The organism is Acinetobacter sp. YH12069, assembly GCF_013419675.1.
Lineage (GTDB): Bacteria > Pseudomonadota > Gammaproteobacteria > Pseudomonadales > Moraxellaceae > Acinetobacter > Acinetobacter amyesii.
The window spans coordinates 1-20,929 of sequence record NZ_VOZS01000023.1; the positions used below are offsets into that span (position 1 = coordinate 1).

General features: G+C 40.3%; 14 protein-coding genes and 2 pseudogenes. 5 read left to right on the forward strand and 11 right to left on the reverse strand.

Annotated features, from left to right (window positions below):
• The 3 genes and pseudogenes from FTU16_RS13965 to adeS all read left to right on the forward strand — a co-directional run.
• Nucleotides 1-129, forward strand: a pseudogene (locus FTU16_RS13965) (IS1 family transposase); the annotation flags it as partial.
• Nucleotides 130-398: 269 nt separating this feature from the next.
• Complete coding sequence (gene adeR, locus FTU16_RS13970; protein WP_032073130.1) at nt 399-1,127, forward strand: efflux system response regulator transcription factor AdeR; 729 nt, start codon at nt 399-401, stop codon at nt 1,125-1,127.
• Nucleotides 1,117-2,223 (forward strand): two-component sensor histidine kinase AdeS, encoded by a 1,107-nt coding sequence (gene adeS / locus FTU16_RS13975; RefSeq protein WP_032073131.1) that lies wholly within the window; start codon nt 1,117-1,119, stop codon nt 2,221-2,223. The genes adeR and adeS overlap by 11 nt, the downstream gene beginning before the upstream one ends.
• A gap of 103 nt (nt 2,224-2,326) precedes the next feature.
• Here adeS and FTU16_RS13980 read toward each other — a convergent pair whose 3' ends face one another.
• From FTU16_RS13980 to FTU16_RS13990, 3 genes are all read right to left on the reverse strand, one after another.
• Nucleotides 2,327-3,841: an MFS transporter gene (locus tag FTU16_RS13980; RefSeq protein ID WP_032073148.1), complete on the reverse strand. Its 1,515-nt coding sequence runs from the start codon at nt 3,839-3,841 to the stop codon at nt 2,327-2,329.
• 113 nt (nt 3,842-3,954) lie between these two features.
• Nucleotides 3,955-7,059, reverse strand: coding sequence for a multidrug efflux RND transporter permease subunit (locus FTU16_RS13985; RefSeq protein WP_270915313.1), 3,105 nt, complete (start codon nt 7,057-7,059; stop codon nt 3,955-3,957).
• Complete coding sequence (locus FTU16_RS13990) at nt 7,056-8,219, reverse strand: efflux RND transporter periplasmic adaptor subunit (protein WP_032073150.1); 1,164 nt, start codon at nt 8,217-8,219, stop codon at nt 7,056-7,058. The genes FTU16_RS13985 and FTU16_RS13990 overlap by 4 nt, the downstream gene beginning before the upstream one ends.
• Nucleotides 8,220-8,645: 426 nt before the next feature.
• On the opposite strand from FTU16_RS13990, the gene FTU16_RS13995 reads away from it, so the two are divergent.
• Nucleotides 8,646-9,242 (forward strand): LysE family translocator, encoded by a 597-nt coding sequence (locus FTU16_RS13995; protein WP_074163998.1) that lies wholly within the window; start codon nt 8,646-8,648, stop codon nt 9,240-9,242.
• Between the two features lie 27 nt (nt 9,243-9,269).
• On the opposite strand, the gene FTU16_RS14000 is transcribed toward FTU16_RS13995, so the two are convergent.
• The 7 genes from FTU16_RS14000 to FTU16_RS14030 all read right to left on the reverse strand — a co-directional run bounded on the left by FTU16_RS14000 (nt 9,270) and on the right by FTU16_RS14030 (nt 18,230).
• Nucleotides 9,270-10,088 (reverse strand): AraC family transcriptional regulator, encoded by an 819-nt coding sequence (locus FTU16_RS14000; RefSeq protein ID WP_032073151.1) that lies wholly within the window; start codon nt 10,086-10,088, stop codon nt 9,270-9,272.
• A 251-nt stretch (nt 10,089-10,339) separates the two neighbouring features.
• The gene (locus tag FTU16_RS14005; RefSeq protein ID WP_000678311.1) at nt 10,340-10,906 is read right to left on the reverse strand and encodes a recombinase family protein; all 567 of its coding nucleotides are present in this window, start codon (nt 10,904-10,906) and stop codon (nt 10,340-10,342) included.
• 186 nt (nt 10,907-11,092) lie between these two features.
• Nucleotides 11,093-11,992: a cation diffusion facilitator family transporter gene (locus tag FTU16_RS14010; RefSeq protein ID WP_005028603.1), complete on the reverse strand. Its 900-nt coding sequence runs from the start codon at nt 11,990-11,992 to the stop codon at nt 11,093-11,095.
• Nucleotides 11,993-12,078: 86 nt separating this feature from the next.
• A complete protein-coding gene (locus FTU16_RS14015) occupies nt 12,079-15,219 on the reverse strand; it encodes an efflux RND transporter permease subunit (protein ID WP_179994455.1) in 3,141 nt (1,046 codons plus the stop codon).
• Nucleotides 15,209-16,438 (reverse strand): efflux RND transporter periplasmic adaptor subunit, encoded by a 1,230-nt coding sequence (locus tag FTU16_RS14020; protein ID WP_016658777.1) that lies wholly within the window; start codon nt 16,436-16,438, stop codon nt 15,209-15,211. The genes FTU16_RS14015 and FTU16_RS14020 overlap by 11 nt, the downstream gene beginning before the upstream one ends.
• 1 nt (nt 16,439) lies before the next feature.
• Entirely contained in the window at nt 16,440-17,765 is a 1,326-nt protein-coding gene (locus FTU16_RS14025; protein WP_035269736.1) for a TolC family protein, read from the reverse strand.
• 48 nt (nt 17,766-17,813) lie between these two features.
• A complete protein-coding gene (locus FTU16_RS14030; RefSeq protein WP_227591103.1) occupies nt 17,814-18,230 on the reverse strand; it encodes a cation efflux protein, CzcI-like in 417 nt (138 codons plus the stop codon).
• A 289-nt stretch (nt 18,231-18,519) separates the two neighbouring features.
• Here FTU16_RS14030 and FTU16_RS14035 point away from each other — a divergent pair.
• Nucleotides 18,520-18,756: pseudogene (locus FTU16_RS14035) on the forward strand (hypothetical protein); the annotation flags it as partial.
• A 123-nt stretch (nt 18,757-18,879) separates the two neighbouring features.
• Here FTU16_RS14035 and brxL read toward each other — a convergent pair.
• Nucleotides 18,880-20,919: a protease Lon-related BREX system protein BrxL gene (gene brxL, locus FTU16_RS14040; RefSeq protein WP_005021615.1), complete on the reverse strand. Its 2,040-nt coding sequence runs from the start codon at nt 20,917-20,919 to the stop codon at nt 18,880-18,882.
• Nucleotides 20,920-20,929: the final 10 nt, after the last annotated feature.

A 20,929-nucleotide genomic window follows, 5' to 3' on the forward strand; every position in this document is an offset into this window, starting at 1 on the left:
AAAGTTTTACGTACTTTAACTGAATCAACCTATGAAATTCAGCCTCAGCAAAGTCATTATGAATCTCTCGAAGTAGATGAGTTCTGGAATTTTGTTGGAAATAAAAAGAATAAACAATGGCTTATTTTTGTTCAAAAGTCATATTTTACCTCGGAGAAACCGGACATTTTTATTGGTGAGAATATAGACACTTTAAATGGGTTCTAACACTCTCGTTTCGTATAACAGCCATTATGTTAAATGAATGATAATTGACATTTTGTTCATTAATACTGATATGCAACGAATTTTATTATATGTCACCCCTCAATTACAAATATAAATGACTGCTCGTCTAATCATCTCCATTACACAATTAAATGTTAAAATGCATAGCTACTTCATCTAAGATAAAATATATGTATCCAAATCTACAGCACAGCTTCGAAAACAGCGTCATTCTCGTTGTAGAAGATGATTATGATATTGGTGACATTCTTGAAAAATACATAAAAAATGAAAACATGCAGGTCATCCGTGCATTGGATGGACAACAAGCTTTAGAGTGCCTAAAAGCCAACTCTATCGACCTGATTCTCCTTGATATTAAATTACCCAAACTAAATGGCTGGGAAATTCTACAAATCATCCGTCAAACAAGTCATTTACCTGTCATTATGCTGACTGCCTTAGATGATCAAGTGAATAAGATCATGGGGCTAAAAATGGGTGCTGATGACTTTATTATTAAGCCATTTAACCCAAACGAAGTGATTGCACGAATACAAGCCGTACTTAGACGAAGTACAAGCCAAAATATGGAAATAACTAATATTATTCGTTATAGAAATATTGAAATTAATCCAGATCATCATCAAGTTTACATTTCAAATGGTCAAAGAAATCAGTTGCTCAACCTTACGTTAACTGAGTATAAGATACTGTTTTTGATGGCAAAAACACCGAATAAAGTCTTTACACGTAATGAATTGATCCAAAACTGTATGCCTGAAAGTGATGCTTTAGATCGCACTGTAGATAGCCATATCAGCAAATTACGCAAAAAACTTGAAGAAAATGATGTAAATGGCTTATTAATCAATGTCCGTGGCGTGGGGTATCGCTTAGATCAAAATCATGAAATTTAACTTTTTTAAAAATTCTGTTGGAATTAACTTCCAGTTTATTATCATGATGAGCCTATTCAATTTAGGCATTACGCTGTTATCTTTCATGATTGGCTATTTTGTTTATAGCTGGGCGATAAAAATAGGTTTTCTAAATACACAAGTTATTAATTCAAATGAATTTTCAGTTACCTCCGTTGACTTTATCTGGCTGTTTTTAGTGCTATTAACAGGCTTTTTTCTTTCTACTATCCTCGCCTTTAAATATGGAAAACGCTATACACAGCCAATTAGTGATTTAGCAGATGTTATTCAACAAATTCAACAAGGCAATTTAGCACTCAGAATTAAACAGCCACATCATGATATTCCACATGAAATCAAGTCTCTTATTGAGAACTTCAATGAAATGGCAAACCAACTTGAAGTATCAGTTAAGAATTCAACTGTTTGGAATGCTGCAATTGCACATGAATTACGAACACCTGTGACAATATTACAAGGTCGCTTGCAAGGTATTGTCGATGGTATATTTATTGCCGATAAAGCTTTACACCTAAGCTTATTGAACCAAGTCGAAGGCTTATCTTACCTTGTGGAAGATTTACGGACACTGACACTTATTGAAAATAAACAATTACGATTAGAACTAGAAAAGACCAATTTAAAAAATAGTATTGAAAAATGTCTGCAGATGTTTAATGAACGGTTTCATGTTAAAGGTTTAACTATTGTTTTAAATTTGACGGATAAATTGGTTTGCGTTGATATAAGAAGGATGGAACAGGTCTTTATTGCATTGTTCTCTAACTTTCTAAGATATTCGAATGCTGGAAAAATAAATATTACATCTGTAACCACAGCAGAACATTGGGTATTGACGTTTGAAGATGAAGGTCCTGGTATTGATGAATCGCATCTTAAACACCTGTTCAAACCCTTCTATCGACTGGAAGACTCTAGATCATGTCTAGATGGCGGTACTGGATTAGGCTTGGCAGTGATTGATGCAATTATTGAAGCACACCAAGGTCATATTTATTATTCTAAATCCAAAAACTTAGGTGGCAGCTGTTTTACTATTCAACTAAATCGTAAGACATCAACTCATTTATAATGTGTTAAGTTCAGATTAATACGGCTTAATTTAAACCATAAATTTAAGATAAATTGATGTCTGAACTTAACCATTCTGTTTGATGATCCTCAAATAAATTTCATCACAATGAATTCTCATCTCGATATTTAGCTAGCATAAAAAATACCACAATGGAGAGTATCCCGATGATAATCCCTGCTGTTAATAATAAATTAACATGAGCTGAACTGAAGGCAATTTTACCTGCGTTAATCAATGCTGTACCTTGTTCAACGGGTAACTGGCTCGCCACTAAATAGGTATCACCAATCGAAAGTCTGGCTTTTTCTGCTAAAACAGCAGTTAAATCTGACGGCACTTGAAGATGACTGCCAAATATATAGGCCATGAAAACACCAAATAAAGTAATACCTAGTCCTGTACCCAGTTCATAACCTGTACTTTCAAGTGAACCTGCCGCACCGCCCTTTTCTGCAGGTACTGAGCCCATGATCGCAATGGATGAAGCTGTTAAACCAATACTCAGTGTTAATCCAATCGAAGCTAAAATAAAGGGAACGATGATTCCCGGATGATGAAAATCTGAATAACTCAAACTGACCAACGCAATTGCTGCCAATATTAATGACATGGTCGCAACCAGACGGAGTCCAAATTTATTGGATAAAAAACCAGCAATAGGCCCGCCAATAGCGGCCGCAACCATAATCGGAACCATAAAAAGACCGGCTTGCAGCGGTGTTAAACGAATGACATATTGCAGCTCCATTGCCAAAGTTAACTCAACCCCTGCCAAAGCGCCTGCAGCAACCATTGCCATAATAATGCCGGCTAAAATAGCAGGACGTGAAAATAGCGAAAGATCTAGCATCGGCTGAGGAGAATTCAGCTGTTTGCGTACAAATATGGTTAATAAGCCGATAGATAAAACGACCAAAGGCAAGACAATCAACAACGACTGTTTACCGCCTAAGCCTGCTTTTAGTGCATATACAAACGAAATCAAACCGACAATCAGCAATAGCGCTTGACCAAATGCCCAATGTCCAGGGGTTATAGCTTCTTTTCGGGACAATAAGAAATAGCACATTGGTGCGACAACCAGCATGATTGGGACGTTAATCAGGAAAACTGAACCCCACCAGAAATATTCTAACAATCCCCCACCAATGAGCGGTCCAATGGCGGCACCGGCTGATCCGATTGTGCCCCAAATACCCAGCGCAATGGCACGTTCGCGACTGTCTTCGAAGGTTCTGCGAATAATACCCAATACACAGGGCATAATCATGGCACCGCCTAATGCTAATAAAGCACGTGCGGCAATCAGCATAGAAGCCGTTTGGGAAAATGCCGCAAGGACTGAGGCAATTCCAAATATAACCAAGCCAATCAGCAGAATCTTACGATTGCCGACACGATCAGCCAAAGTTCCCATCGGAACTAAAAGTCCAGCCATAAGTAATGGATAAATATCAATAATCCATAAGACTTGGTTACTTGTGGCACTCAGCGATTGGGTTAATGAGGGAACCGCAACATGCAGTACAGTCATATCAATCACAATCGGCAGAAATGCAAGCACGACAGCGAGCAATATCCACCAGCGTTTCGGATCAAGATTGGTAGCTTTCATGATTAAACCTATATTGATGGTTTATTAAATCAATTCTGAAATAAAGATGTAAATGAAAGATTTGTTGTGGGCTAAACTCGTTAACCCACAGCTTTTATTCTCAGTTTTGATGCTTAATGTGCCGCTTTACGTTTCGAGAATTTCTCAACCATGCTCATGACGACAATAAAGAAAATCGGTACAAAAATAACAGCTAGAATTGTTGCGCTGATCATGCCGCCAAAGACGCCTGTACCAATCGCTTTTTGAGTTTCAGAACTAGCGCCACTGGCAATGACTAAAGGAATAACGCCACAGGTAAATGCCAAAGATGTCATTAGGATTGGACGTAAGCGCAATTTAGCGGCTGCAACGGTTGCCTCCACTAAACCCATTCCTTCTTCTCTTAGTGCTTTTGCAAACTCAACAATCAAAATAGCATTCTTTGCAGATAGACCAATAATCGTGATCATGCCGACCTTAAAGAAAATATCATTTGGCATACCACGTAACATTACTGCTAAAAAGGCGCCAATCAACCCTAGAGGGACAACTAGCATCACAGAGAATGGAATTGACCAGCTTTCATAAAGCGCTGCCAAGACAAGGAAAACGACTAACATCGACAACAGTAATAAAAACAAGGTTTGTGATTCCGACTGTTTTTCTTCTAGAGAAATCCCAGTCCACTCATAACCCACACCTTTCGGAAGTTGTTCAATCAAATTTTCCATCTCAGTCATGGCTTGTCCTGAAGATATACCTGCTGCTGGACTGCCAGAAATACTCAATGATGGACGACCGTTGTAACGATTGTATTGTTGTGGGGAATGTTGCCAAATTGGAGTAATTATTTCAGACATTGAAACCAATTTACCGCTTTGACTGTTCACCTTAATCTGAAGAATATCTTCAATACTCATGCGTGATTTGGCATCAAGTTGCACAATGACTTGCTGCATACGGTCATGATTTGGAAAATCATTGATATACATCGAACCCATTGAGGTTGAAATAATATCGGTCACATCACTGAAATTAACACCTAATGCCTGCAATTTATCTCTATCAATTTTAAGCTGTACAGAACTGCCATCTGGCAAACCTTCAGGATAGACCTCCGCCACGATTTTACTTTGTGCTGCTAATGCTAAAAGCTGATCTTGTGCTTCTCTTAAAGCAGGCATGCCAATATTGCCACGATCTAATAATCTCAGTGAAAAACCAGATGAGTTACCCAATTCATCAATTGCTGGTGGTAACACAGACATGGTTTGACCTTCTGAACTTTCAGCCATCGCTATATTGGCATTATTCACGACTTCTTGTGCCGTAATAGTACGCTCTTCGAATGGCAATAGATTGGTAAAATACATCGCTGTATTCTGACCAGATCCACTAAAACCAAAACCTAAGACCGCCATATTGTCTTTAATCCCCGTTTCTTGGTCTAAATAATTTTGAAACTCAGCAACGACTTTACGGGTACGTTCTTGAGTTGCATCCGCAGGAAGTTGAATCGAAGTCATAAACCACCCCTGATCTTCTTCTGGCATAAACGCAGTCGGAACGTGTTTAAAACTAAAAATCAGCACAATGACAATGCCTAAGAAACATAACATTGCGAGGGTTTTATGTTTAATTACTTTAAATAAACTGCGTTCATAGCGATTGTTCAGCTTCTCAAAACTGCGATCAAACGATGCAAAAACACCCTTTTTCTGATGGTCTTGATCAATCGGTTTTAACATCGTTGCACATAACGCAGGGGTTAATGTCAGTGCAAGGAAAGCTGAGAATAAAATTGAAACCGACATGGTAATGGTGAACTGACGATAGATAATCCCCACTGAGCCTGACGCCAATGCCATCGGCAAGAATACAGCGGCTAACACTAAGGTGATGCCAATAATCGGATTGGTAATTTCCTTCATGGCTTTAGATGTGGCTTCAACTGGAGATAAGCCTTCTGTCGCCATAATGCGTTCAACATTCTCAATGACCACAATCGCATCATCGACAATAATCCCGATCGCAAGCACCATACCGAACATGGTCAGCACATTAATCGAAAAACCAGCAAGCAGCATGACTGAGAATGTGCCAAGCAATGCAATCGGTGCAACAATCGCCGGAATTAAGGTGTATCGAACATTGTGTAAAAAGATAAACATGACAATAAAAACTAATGCCATAGCTTCAAGCAATGTCATGATTACTTTTTCAATCGAGATTTTTACAAAAGGTGCAGTGTCGTAAGGTATAGAGAATTTCATACCATCAGGCAGTGCTGAACCTAACTGTTCAATTTTCGCTTTAACACCTTCTGCAGTCTTGACAGCGTTGGCACCAGGACTCATTTGTATCGCCACAGCTGTAGAGGCTTTGCCATTTTCTAAAATCGCAAAGTTATACATCTGTGCCCCGATTTCGACACGAGCGACATCCGACAGTCGAACATTGGCGCCATTTTGTTGAGCACGTAAACTAATTTTCTTGAATTGCTCTACAGTTTCTAATTGACCTTGAGCAGTTAAAGGAATAGTAATTTGTTGCCCCGTCAAAGCAGGAACATCACCAATACGACCTGGTGATATCGGCAAGTTTTGGTTTTGGATGGCTGTATTCACATCTTGAATACTCAATCCATAAGAAACCAAACGATCTGGATCGACCCAAATCCGCATGGCTTTTTCAGCACCAAAATTTTGGACTTTACCAACACCGTCAACCCGCTTTAATTCTTCAATCACATAGCGAGTCATATAGTCACTGACATCAATTTCACTATATTTGCCATTCGGTGAACTTAAGCCCACCATCATTAAAAAACCAGACGACGCAGCATCGACCATCAGCCCTTGTTGTCGCACTGTTTGAGGTAAGCGTGACTCAATGGCTTTAATTTTGTTTTGCACATCAATTTGTGCAAGTTCTACATCTGTACCTGGTTTAAATGTTGCGGTGATTGTTGCTGTTCCAGAACTATCTGAACTTGAACTGTAATAAAGTAAGTTTTTGACACCTGACATTTCCCGCTCAATCAAGGTCACAACACTATCATTCAATGTTTTTGGCGTAGCACCTGGATAGATTGCCGTAATACTAATCTGTGGTGGCGCAACACTTGGGAATCGTGCAATAGGTAACTTGGGGATGCTTAGTACACCCAACAGAATAATAAATAAAGCAATCACCCATGCAAAAATAGGACGCCTAATGAAAAATTGGGACATTATTGCTGTCCTCCATTTTCCTTAATATTTGTAGGTTGCCACTGCTTAATTTTTAATTTTTGCTCAGGCTGTATACGATCAGCCCCTTCAACAATGACTTTCTCACCTGCTTGTAACCCTTGTTTGATCACATAGTTATTTTGATAACGTTGACCAAGCTGAACAGGCTTGCTTTGCGCTAAACCTTTTTGATTAACAATCGTAACATTGGCTTTACCACTAATATCATGTTGAATCGCTTGTTCTGGAACTAGGAGCGCATTTTCAACTTGAGCTCGGCTCATATTGACTCGAACATACATGCCTGGCAAAAGTTTTTGATTTTCATTATTGGCTAAAATACGGATTGTGACATCACCCGTATCAGGATCAACTTTAGTATCCGAAAATAGGATTTCACCTGTAACGTTATAAGGTTTACCCTGACTATTTAGGATTTCAACCGTATGTTTGGTATTTGACACGTCACCTTGCTGTAAAGCTTCCTGTAGTTTTTCATAATCACTAATTGATTGCTTTACATCAACATAGACTTTATTAATCTGTTGTATTACGGCCATTGCATTAGTATCACCTTGACCAACTAATGCACCCTCAGTCACTAAGATTTCACCAATCGTTCCCGAGATAGGGGCTGTAACAGTCGCATATTTAAGATTAAGTTGTTGTCTGCTTAACATGGCTTGCATTTGCGCCACATCGGCTTTTGCTTTTTGATAATCTGCTTCGGTATTGTTGTATTCCTGCTGACTAACCGCATTTACTTTTACTAATTCAGTGTAGCGTTTTAACAGCACCTGCAAACGTGTCACCTCAGCTTGTGCACGGTTTAAAGTGGCTTGATTGCTTTTTACATCTGCCTGAAATATTTCAGAATTCAATTTAAAAAGCGGTTGACCTGCTTGCACATAAGAGCCTTGCTTAAAAAGTACTTTATCAACAATTCCACCTACTTGCGGGCGAATTTCAGCAATACGGTAAGCGACAACACGGCCTGGAAGATTTTCAATTAAATTCATGGAATGCGGTAATACCGTGATGGTACTGACAACCGCTGGTGGCATTTCTGTTGGGGACTGTTCAGCATCTTTGGCTTGTGTACAGCCGATTAAAAGTACAGTTGTAATAAGTATTGAACCTATTAAATGATAATGTGTTGACATGCTTTTTCAGAGGGGGGGTTTTAGATACTACTATTTTGAAATAGCAGTGTTTATGAATTGCTGATGTTGTGTGGAGATTGTGTGGAGATTGTGTGGAGAGATTAAAAGATTTATTTTTTAATGACACGCTTAAACAGCGTGGCTTGTAAATTAGTATAAATAATTTTGTTGTTCTACAATTTTGATCGTATCTTAGTTTTTTCTCATAGTTCATGAACTTTAAAATTCTAAACCAAGACTAATATTTATATAAGCAATTGAAAATACAATACATAGTTTCTTTATACACTTATGAAGTGAACTTTAGGTGAACATAAGTTAAATAGAAATTTTTAATTAGTTCAGCACAAACGTACAATCTTTAAGGCCTATAACTCGATACCGTTCTCTCTTTGATGTTTATTGCTATCTAATTGAGTGAACTCTGTGGAAATATTTCTTTATACATTAAGCGTTATGTATAGCCCAGGCCCTGTAAATTTTATGGGGCTAAATTCTGGCCTTACAGGTCAATTAAAAAAGACTATAGGATTTTACCTAGGCATTGGTTTCGCCATGTTGATCTTATTCGTATTGTTTGGCTATATAGGTGAAGCTGTTATTCCACATGGATTGATTCATTATATTGCTTTAGCGGGTGCAATTTATACATTCTACTTGGCTATAAAAATGATTAGGGCGAATGTAGAAACAACTCAACAGCAAGAAAGCCATCTAACATTCTTAAATGGCTTATTTATTCAGTTATTAAATCCAAAAGCCATTCTCGTCATTCTACCTGTTACGACAATTATGTACCCTGCAGCCAAAATCACAGGAATCATGATCTTGATAGTTTCTTTACTGATTTCACTTGGTGCTGTTGGCGCACCATTCACCTATGCTCTGGTTGGAAAAGTATTAGGCAACAAAATTGCTAATCCTATCTGGTTTAATCGGCTAAATAAGCTGATGGGTATACTCTTGATTTTATCAGGGCTTTTTATGTTCAAAGATTTTCTTAATGGAATAAATCTGCTGTAGGACAAATTAGCCGTTCAAATCGAACGGCTATCTTTTAATATTTATCATTTTCCATTGAGTGGGAGTTAAACCAAATGTTTTTATAAAATGTCTGGTCATATGACTCTGATCAAAAAAGCCTGCATTTAAAGCAGCATTAACAATAGACTCCCCTTGAGCAAGGTAGAACTTAACTGTTTCTAAGCGACGCATGATCATATAACGGTGTGGGCTAGTTCCAAATAATAATCGGAAATCACGAGAAAGGCTCCAGCGGTCACGATCAGCATGTTTCTCTAAATCTGACAAACTTAAGTTTTCATGTGGATACGCCAAAATACACTCACGCGCTCTCTCTGCTGCCTTGTAGTCAAATTTTTTGTTTTGGTTAGATGAAGTATCTGAAATTTCACACAGTGTAGTTGCCAAATCAAATAGAGCATCTTCCTCTTCTAGGGTATCCATATAATTATTTATATTATTTAGAAAGCTATCCATTGCCCTAAACAGGCGAATATCATTACTTAAGCCATGTCTGATAAAAGGCAAAGGTTTACCCTTTAAAATGGTTTGGATCATCGCTGGTTCGATGTAAATCATTCTATAGCGATAGCCATCTAATGTTCCTGATTCACCATCATGCTTTTCATCCGGGTGTAGAACCATAGTCATGCCTGGCAAGCTATGTTGCAATGTACCTTTGTAATGAAAGTTTTGAACTCCGGAAAGAGTCCTGCCAATAGCATAAGTATCATGTCGGTGAGGTTTATAAGCATAATTGGAAAGAAATGCTTCAATTCTTTCTAATTTATGATTTTGAGTGGGGGATCTCACAATCCAATTATTTCCACTGGAGAAATCAGGCATAATTGATGGCCAATTTTTCGTAGATTCTATTGTAGATTATTTTTCACTTTTCCTAAAATTAACATAATACACGTTATACGTAATGCTTGATATTTCTCTTTAAATATCATTATATTAAAGCAAGCCGTTCTGAAATATAGGGCACCAGCAGAGCGGCTTTTTATTGATTATTCATGTTCCACGCTTAAAATTCGAACAGTGTTTCATGATTTTTATAAGTTAAACTAAATTTAGTTGCTAATCCCAATAAGCTATTCACTAACTTGTAAATATCGGTATACCGCCTGACGACTAATCCCAAAAGCTTTCCCTAATGCCATTTTCGATGGATACTTCCCCTCCTTCCATGCTTGTCGTAAAGCTTCAGCTTGGTCAGGCTTTAGTTTATGCACCCGACCTTTGTACTTCCCCTGAGCAGAGGCGAGTTTTATTCCTTCCTTTTGCCGCTCTAAAATGATCTCACGTTCGAACTGTGCAAAAGCACCCATCATTTGAAGCATCAAATTATCCATCGGGGTGGATTCGGCTGTAAAAGTAATATTTTCTTTTACAAACTGGATGGCGATCCCTCGTTTGACCAGTTTATCTACTTCAGTGACCAAATCTTTTAGGCTTCGCGCAAAACGATCCATTGAATGTACAATCACCCTGTCCCCTTCCCGGACATAGTTCAACATTTCCTGAAATTTAGGTCGGTCAGTATTTTTACCTGAAGCACGGTCAACAAAAATCCGGTCGACCTCAATTCCTTCAAGTTGACGTCCAGTGTTTTGCTCGACAGAACTTACCCGGACATACCCTACTTTTTGGCCTTTCACTTTTTCACGCCCCAATTGGATAAAAATGAACAATTTCGTAAATTATAATTCTTTAACACTAAAGTTACATGTTACTTATGATTAAAAATCATTTAAATGATACATAATTTCATGAACTTCCAGATTGTAACTTTAGGGTATACTTTAAAGTTACACAAAACATCTATATGAAGACTAAAGTCCAAATTAGTGTTTATGTTGGTTCAATGTATTACATTTCGTATTTTCTATTTGTAACGTAATTTCAGTAATATTATGATTATGTTTTAGAACTTCTAAGGCCTTTTGATAGAGTTGATCTGTATTGCTATTCGGAGCAACCAAATGAGCAGTTAAATGAATATTTCTTGAGGATATAGCCCAGACTTTCAACTGATGAATCCCTTCAACGCCCTCTAGCTTCAATAAATCATTTCTTAACGACTCAATATCAATCTCATCAGGAACTCCTTCAAGCAGAATATGAATACTTTGTTTTAATAAAATCCAAGTTCGAGGTAAGACCCAGAAGCCAATTAACACAGCGATTACGGTATCAACCCACATCCACTGGGTAAAATAAATAACTATTCCTCCGATAATCACGCCTATCGATCCTAGAGCATCACTAAGAACTTCTAAATATGCACCTTTTATATTTAGACTTCCTTCAGCACTAGCAGAAAGGATTTTCATTGAAATCAAATTTATGACCAAACCAATGACCGCGACAATCATCATTCCAACACTTTGAATTTCAGCAGGATTCGTAAAACGTTGATAAGCTTCATATACAATATATATTGCTACCACAAAAAGCATCACCGCATTAAACAGAGCCGCTAAAATTTCAAATCGCTGATAGCCAAAAGTTCTTTTATCATCTGCGGCTTTTTTACCAATTTTGATAGCGGCAAGAGCAATAGCTAAAGCGGCTACATCAGTAAACATATGAGCTGCATCAGATAACAAAGCCAAACTTTGGGTAATAAAAGCAGCGACAACTTCTACTATTAAAAAAGTAGTCGTTAAACCTAAGGCAACCATTAACTTCTTACTATTTTCTTCAGTAACAACCGCATGGCTATGATCATGATGTTCTGACATAAAATATTTTCCTTATTCTATTTATGATGAGCAGAGATATTGGATAACAGCCAATATCTCTGCTGTAAATCGACTAATCTATTGGATTAAGAAACTTTCTTTTCATTTATCCAACGATAAAGCACGGGTAACAGCACCAAAGTTAGTAATGTTGAAGAGATAATCCCGCCAATCACTACGGTTGCCAGTGGCCGTTGAACCTCAGCCCCTGTTCCGGTTGCCAGCGCCATTGGTACAAAACCCAGTGAAGCCACACAAGCTGTCATCAACACTGGTCTTAAGCGCAAAATAGCCCCTTGCCACACGGCTTTATGCACTGGATATTTGTCCCTTAATTCCTTAATAAAGGTCAGCATTACCAGTCCATTGAGGACTGCAACACCAGATAAGGCAATAAAGCCAATTCCAGCTGACATCGATAATGGAATATCCCTTAGCCAAAGGAACAGCACACCACCGGTCAAGGCAAAGGGTACCCCGGTAAAGACCAATAGACTTTCTTTGACATTGTGAAAGACCGCCATCAGTAAAATAAAGATAGTGATTAAAGCCAGTGGAATCACGATTTGCATCCGTGCTTTGGCTGAAGCCAAATTTTCAAACTGACCGCCATATTCTATCCAATAACCACTTGGCAAAGTGTATGCTTTGAGCTGTGTCTGTACATCAGAAACAAAAGACCCTAAATCACGCCCTTCAACATTCGTTGTAACCACAACTCGGCGTTTACCATTTTCTCGACTGACTTGGTTGATTCCTTCAATGGTCGAGACTTGCGCGACATCCGACAATAAAATACTGCCACCATTTGGAAGCTGAATAGGTAACTGGGAAACAGATGCGACACTACGGTCTTGCTCTCCAAGACGGATAACAAAATCAAAACGACGATCGCCTTCTAAAATCTCTCCCACGCTTTGTCCACCAATACTGGTTGCCACAAGGTCTTGAATTGAACGCACACTCAAACCATATTGTGCAGCCAAAGTTTTATTTACCTCGACATTCAGTAATGGCAAACCTGAGGTCTGCTCAACTTTCACGGCACTGCTACCCGATATTTGCTGAATGATTTTGGAGATTTTAGTCGCCTCAGTATTGAGGACATTCATATCATCACCGAAGATTTTCACACCAACATCACTACGCACACCTGAGATCAATTCATTAAATCGGAGTTCAATCGGTTGTGAAAATTCACTATTATTGCCTGGAATCGTGGCTAAATACGTCACCATACGGCCACGTAATTCATCTAAACTTTCTTTAGGATTTGGCCATTCTGAACGAGGCTTTAACATGATATAGCCATCTGAAATATTGGGTGGCATGACATCTGTTGCAACCTCGGCTGTACCCGTTCTGGCAAATACTGCCTTAATTTCAGGGAAACTCTTTAAAAGAAGTTTTTCAGTATTCTCCTGAATACGTAAAGACTCTTCTAAGCCTGTACTTGGTGAACGTAACTGTTGTACCGCAAAGTCTCCTTCACTGAGCTGTGGTGCAAATTCACTGCCGAGTTTGGTACTGATAAATCCCGTAATCACTAATACACACAGTGCAAAAGTCAGCACAACTGCTTTGTATTGATACGAAATATCAAGAGTTTGCTGATATTTAGCTTTTAGCCATAACATCCAACGACTTTCTTTTTCTTGAATATCGCCTTTGACCCACAATGCCACAGCAGCAGGCACAAAGGTGATCGATAAAATAATGGCTGCAACAAGGGCGAGTACCACTGTCAATGCCATCGGATGGAACATTTTTGCTTCCACACCACTTAAAGCAAAAATCGGCAAATACACCACCAAAATAATAAGCTGACCAAAAATAAGAGGACGACGTGCTTGGCGGGCAGCCAGAAAAACTTCCTTAAAGCGTTCACTTTGTGTGAGAGGTCGTTTTAACAGTTGCTGTGTATGGGCTAAACGCCGGATACAGTTTTCGACAATCACCACAGCACCATCGACAATGATGCCGAAATCGAGTGCACCTAAACTCATCAGATTGGCACTGATATTTTTCTGTGCCATCCCGGTTAAGGTAAACAGCATAGAGAGTGGAATGACACAGGCAGTAATCAAGGCAGCACGGATATTCCCTAAAAACAGGAACAGAATGATGATGACCAGGATTGCTCCCTCTACCAAGTTTTTCTGAACGGTTTTAATCGCCTTCTCAACCAAGGTAGTACGGTCGTACACCGTTTCAATCACTACCCCTTTAGGCAAACTATTCTGAATATCTTGAAGCTTGGCATCCACAGCTTTAGAAACAGTCCGGCTATTTCCCCCCATCGCCATCATGGCAATCCCTAAAACGGTTTCTTTGCCGTTATAGGTTGCCCCACCGGTTCTTAAATCATGCCCAATAGAGACTTGCGCAATATCACCAACCCGAATTGGGCTGCCATTTGGGCTACCCAGCATGGTGTTCTCAATATCAGAAAGCCCATTGAATGTACCCGGTACACGTACCGTCAGTTGCTGACCATTGTCTTCAATATAACCTGCACCTCGGTTCTCATTATTTTGCGCTAAAGCCTGTTGCAGTTGTTCTAATGAGATATTCAGTTGCTGCATCCGGTTTAAATCGGGAGAGACCACATAGGTTTTTTCAAAACCACCAATACTGTTGACCTCTGCAACTCCCTTAACACGTTGCAGTTGAGGACGCACAATCCAGTCCTGAATCTCACGTAAATCCATCGGCGTGTATGCAGTTCCATCCGGCTTTTTCGCATTCGGATCTGCCTTCAGTACCCATTGATAAATCTCACCGAGACCCGTAGAAACGGGGGACATCGTCGGTGCGATTTGTGCAGGCAACTCAGATTGCGCCTCCTGTATCCGTTGGTTAATCTGCTGACGGGCCCAATAAATATCAGTCCCATCTTTAAAGACAATGGTGACTTGAGAGAGTCCATAACGGGATATGGAACGGGTAAGCTCCAGATCCGGAATGCCAGCCATGGCATTTTCAATGGGATAGGTAATCCGCTGTTCGACTTCAAGCGCAGTAAAACCCTTGGCTTGAGTATTAATCTGGACTTGGGTATTGGTAATATCGGGTACAGCATCAATCGGGAGTTTCTGATAGCTATACACCCCGACCGCAATCCAGGTACAGACAAAGAGCAACACCCAAATCGCATTTTGTATGGAAAACTGAATGATTCGTTCGAATAAACCTTCTGGTTTTGGCAGATCAGAATTAATGTTCATGGCCTGCCTCGTCTTTTTCTAATTCAGATTTCAACAAGAAACTGCCTTGAGCGATATACTTCTGCCCTTCAGTCAGCCCAGAAATCACTTCAAGCCATTGTCCATCACTTGAAGCCTGCCCCAATTGCACTTTCTGTGCTTTTAAGTGGACTTGACCTTTTTGTTCTGAATCTACGATGAAAATACTGTCTTCACCTTCAATACTTTGCAGCGCAGACTTTTGAATCCGAAGGGCTGATTTTGCTGTAGCTTCCGGAATCAACACTCTCACTAACACATTAGAACGCAACTCAGTAGCTTGCGCATCGAGTTTTGCGCGCACCACCAGACGCCCTGTTTGTACATCTGCCTGAGAGGTTAAGCTTTGTACAGTAGCTTTATAGATTTGATCTGAATCATTCACTTTAAAGTCAATTTTTTGCCCGGCTTGCAGTTGACCTGAGAATTGATTCGGCAAATTAAACTCAAGCCATAAATCTTTCAGCTGTTCAATGACAAAGAGCTGATTAGCCAGTTGCACATTTTCACCGACCACAATATCTTTTTGACTGATCACCCCAGAGATCGGTGCTTTAATCAGAAAACGCCCATTGTTATTGCCACTTGCACCTAATGCATTTAAACGTGCTTGTGAGGACTGGACAGTAATCTGCGCTTGACGGTAGGCATTTTCGGCACGCTGGTAATCCTGTTTGGCAGAAATCCCCTGTGACCAGAGTTGCTGTTCGCGCTGGTAATCTTTACGGGCCAAATCCAGATTCACCTGTGCCATACGCAGATTTGCCTGTTGGTCGATCAGTTCAGGCACGATTAGTACAGCCAGCGTTTGTCCTTTTTGCACGCTCTGTCCTAAAGCCACATTGACCTGCTCGACATGACCACTAAAATTAGGCGATATATGCGCTTGTTGATCGGTATTCACCACCAATTTACCTGGCAGGGTTGTCAGCTTTTCAACCAATCCTGTGGATGCAACAGCAACTTTTAAACCTTGTTCAACCATTTGTTGGCTGGTCAGTTGTATTTCGCCTTCTTCAGCATGTCCTTCTTCAGAACTATCTTCATCAGAATGTTCGGCATTTCCCTCATCATGACCATGCCCCTCAGATTCAGTTTTTTTTGAACTTAACCAAATAACCAGACTGACCAAGACCGTAATCAGAATCAAAATTGCAATCATGAGAGACTGGGATATTTTTCCGTTTTGCTTGGCGTTCATTTTATCGTGCTCCCCCATTGATTAAATTTTGCGATGCTTCGACTGCCTTTTTATTCAGTTGTGTATAGGCATCCGAACGGCTAATTTCTTCATAACTTGTGCCAATACTGAGTGCCTCAGCTGCGAGGGCAGTTTGCCAAGCTTGACGTAGAATTTGTAATTGACCCAATCGAAGATTCTGCAGTTGGGTGGTTGCTTGCTGAACGTCGGTAATGGACAGTTTCCCTGCCTGAAACCCTTGTAAAGTACGGCTCTGAACTTTGGTCGCCAAAGTAACTTGTGCTGTTGTGGCATCGAACTGGCTACGTAAACCTTTGAGCTGATGCATGCTGTTGGCAATATTGAGTATTTGTTGCTTCAGCTCACGCTGCTGCTGTTGGTTCAGCAATATTTGCTGTTGCTGGACCATCGGGATCGCATATTGCTGGCGGTTAAAAATATTCAGTGGAATAGCCACGCCGATTGCCAAAGTCGTATCGTTGCTTTCATTAGGGGTTTTGCTACGTTTCATGCCTACATTTAAAGTCGGATTGGGACGTGCCTGAATTCTTAAATTTTCAATTTGATGATCCGATTGCTGAATGTTCAAGGCATAGAATTTTTCTAGCCACCCTTCAGCAATATACCGTTGCACAGTTTGGAGACTTTGCTCTGGCCAAGGGATAGCGGTTTTATTCAATTGAAGATGTGAAGATGTTTCTCCCCCCCACAAATTAGACAGCTGACGACCGGCAGCTTGTTTATTCAGCATCGCTTGCTGATAAAGTCGTTGGATTTCTAGCGCTTCAATTTGGGTACGCTCAAAATCAACCAGGGCAATACTGCCTGCCTGATAGCGTTTCTGGGCACTGTCCAGATTGGCTTTACTTGTTTTTAACTGTACTGAATAAGCAGACTGCTCAACCTCAGCAAGTGCAAATTGCGACCATGCAAATTTAACAATCAGTTGGCTTTGTGCCTTCCATAATTGCTGTTGCAATTGGATTTGTTGATTCGAGGTATTGGCAATCACCCGGTTCAGCTTACGCTGACCAAATAGATCTAGAGGTTGACTAACGCCAACATTGAATTCCTGTTCTTGACCTGAGCCAAAGCCAGACTGTTCTAAACTTATACTTGGATTCTGCCATAACCGACTTTGCTGAATATTCAATTCAGATATTTGCTGAACTTGTTGCCACAGCTTGTCTTGAGTCTGGTAACTTTGTACTTTTGCTAAAGCGGATTCAAAGCTGGTAACGTTTTCAGCATAGCTATATTGCATAGCCGCTGCACATATACAAGCAACCAAGCTATGACGCAAGAGTATAATTGATTGTGAAGACATGATTTTTCCCACTTATTTAAATAATAAAAGTGGTGGGAATGTTTTAGGCTACCCCACCATGAGCGGGGAAAATTCGGGAGGTGGGCTTTGTTGAAACAGGTCAGGAGCCTGATAGCTGTTTTTCCAATGAAATTGTGGATTCACTTTAACTTCAGAGCTTGGATGAAACACATCTACTTTTTCATTTTGTACAATCAAATGCGTCATCGATGGTAGATGATCTTGATGATCTTCACCGATTTCTAAATCGCTACTGAATGTTTTTATGTTTTCTGACTGTCCATTATGATCGTGTTGACGACTATCGCTGGCACACAAGGTATTTTGGTGATGACCAAAATGATAACTCTGCTGTGATTGAGGCTGTTGTTCATGGACACAAAAGGCCGCCGCCACATTCCAAAAGCTTTGGAACATGAACAATCCAACCAAGACTGTAATCCATGTAGTAGAACGCATCATCATAACAATCGAAAAATTTGTACCAAGTATAAGGCTTAGAGCCACTCCAAGGTCAAGCTTAATAAATTAAATTAAACATTCAATGAACACTGAATAGCCGGCACTTTTGCAAATTTACCTTGTCTCTATAAGCTCACATCAATTTCAGGTAAGAATAACAATAGATAGTGAACCGTACCGGGTTTGTCGGAGACTTTTTATTTAAGTTAGGCCACCTGACCTAACGGGTTAATCTTATCATTGTACATTGCTTCAAACTCAAAAGGCGATACATTGTCAACGGCATTCTAAAATTGACCCCTTTTACCTTACAAATGGCAAAGTAAAATTGCCCCCTGAAATCAGAGAAAGAGCGGTTCAATTATTGATTGAATCTGAAAAAGATTATCCTTCTACTTGGGCAGCAATCACAGCTATTGATCCTAAAATCGGTTGTACTCCTGAAACATTGCGTGTTTGGTATCAAAAATATTTAGATCAACAAAATCCTGTCAAAGTACAACAGATATCTGATCAAAAAAAAATGAAGGGTAATCCCCCCTAAAATACTAGCTCTTTAAAAGAGGCAGTATTATGCTTTTACAACATGGTGTTTAACTTGAGAAACTGAATTTAAAACAATCTACTGTAACTCTTCCAGACAGATATGAAATTAATCCACCCCTAACCCTTTAAACACCGCATCCACCGGATCTGCATAAAAGCTGGTCTGGAACTTGGTAAACAGTTCCACAGGAATCGTTGGGATATCTGCCGCACTACTCATTGGTAAAGCAACCTTCTTGGCACCCGCATCAAAAGCAACTTGCAGACATTCGGCAATACTTTCCACCGGTGTCACTGAACCACCCAAGCTCATATCACCCAGTACCACCATCTGACTTTGTACCGATCGTCCTAAGAGGCCAGAAGCGAAAGCCACTAAACTTGGCAGAGCAAGATGGCTGAGCGGGCCGGTATTCTGTAATTCCACCACATGTAAGTGGAAATCATGTTCCAGCACCTTACTGCCCCCCGAGATCCGGGATGCATTGGCCTTGAAGTAATCAAAAGCAATCTTGACCTGTTCTTTGGCACTACTTGAATTCCATAAGCCAGATGTCGCCAATTTTCCTGAACCTTTAGTGACTTGAAGTTCTAAGCGGTATAAGCCTGGCATGCCCTTATTACTGAGGCCAATGGTATACAGGAAGCCTGGTTTAGCAGGACCTTCGGGAATAAGTCCACCTCCACCCTGCTCTTTTACCGAAACAAAATGCTCTTCTAGGGTGTCATTGTCGATATAGCTAAAATGCACATCATAGAATTCCATCCCCCCAATTTTTTTCAGCTGTTCTTTGACCCGACGGCGCACCTGCAGCGCATATTCCAGGCATTGCCGTACATCTTCTTTGTTAAATTGACCATGTGGGTAGAGCAGCTTCATCAATCCAGAAACCGTCTTGCGAACGGCAATCACATCACGCTGATTCAGGTTATTCCCTAGCTTAAAGTACTTCTCAATGGCATCCGCAAAACTACGCTTACGCATTTCCCGGAAGAACTCAGCCAGATAATCAACGATCAAGCCATAACGGTTGGTAAAGAATTCCGGGCGCATTTTCGGAATTTCCCAACCCGGGATATAGGCATGAAAGCGATCAAAGAATGCTGAATCGATCATGGCTTCAGGAAAAGGAGCCAATAAGTGGCTAGTCTTCACCAAGGATTCAACACTTTGGTTAATATTACCCACAAAAACCATCGAAGCTGAGGCTTCCATCTGTTCACGACCACGGGCAAAAGATCCTGAGGCCATGTAGTCTTTCATGATCTGTACGCCATCTTTGTCCTTAAAGGAAATACCAGCAACTTCATCAAAAGCTACCACATCCCATAAGCCCACCAGACCAATACGGCGGCTACTCATGTTATAGAACAGGTTGGCGACAGTCGTTTGTCCACCGGAGACTAAAATACTATTCGGTGAACACTCTTTGTAAATATGGCTTTTCCCGGTACCGCGTGGTCCCAGTTCACAAACGTTATAGTTATTTTCAACGAACGGAACCATACGCGCTAATAGGTGCCATTGCACATCCTCTTTTAACGAAGCCGGTTCCATGCCGATCGAACGGATTAAACTCTCGCGCCACTGATCAGTGCTTAATGCTGCTCTGCCACTGAAAAGTTCATCCATATTCATATTCGGCATTTGAATCGGCTTGAGTAAGCTCACGCCAAATGGAGAACTAGTCTGTCCTTCTTCAAAATAATAACTGAGCGTAGCAATGACCCAGATACCACCAACAAGTAATTTTTCATACTCTTTGACGATGCCTGCCGAGATTTCGGCATCTTTGATGCCAAGATTACTAAATGATGCTTCGTATTTGTCTTTACGCTCATTCAGCTTTACAGTCACCCGATCAATGACCTTATAACTGCCCCGTTCACGGACCAGGGATTTCACCTTCTCGGCTTCATCCGGTCGGACGTAGTTCTCAGCCAGTACGGTCTTTACGTTACGTAGTCCCTGTTCAATGATCTCTGGATCATCCGAGGCACAGTACATCCCCAGCAGGTATTCGAGTACATAGACAGGGACATTGGCCCCTTCTTTGATCAGTTTAGTTAGATCCTTACGTACCACCCGCCCAGCAAAGTGTTCATTCAGCAGCTGATCCAGTTCTTTATCGTTAGCAGATTCCATGTAGGCTACG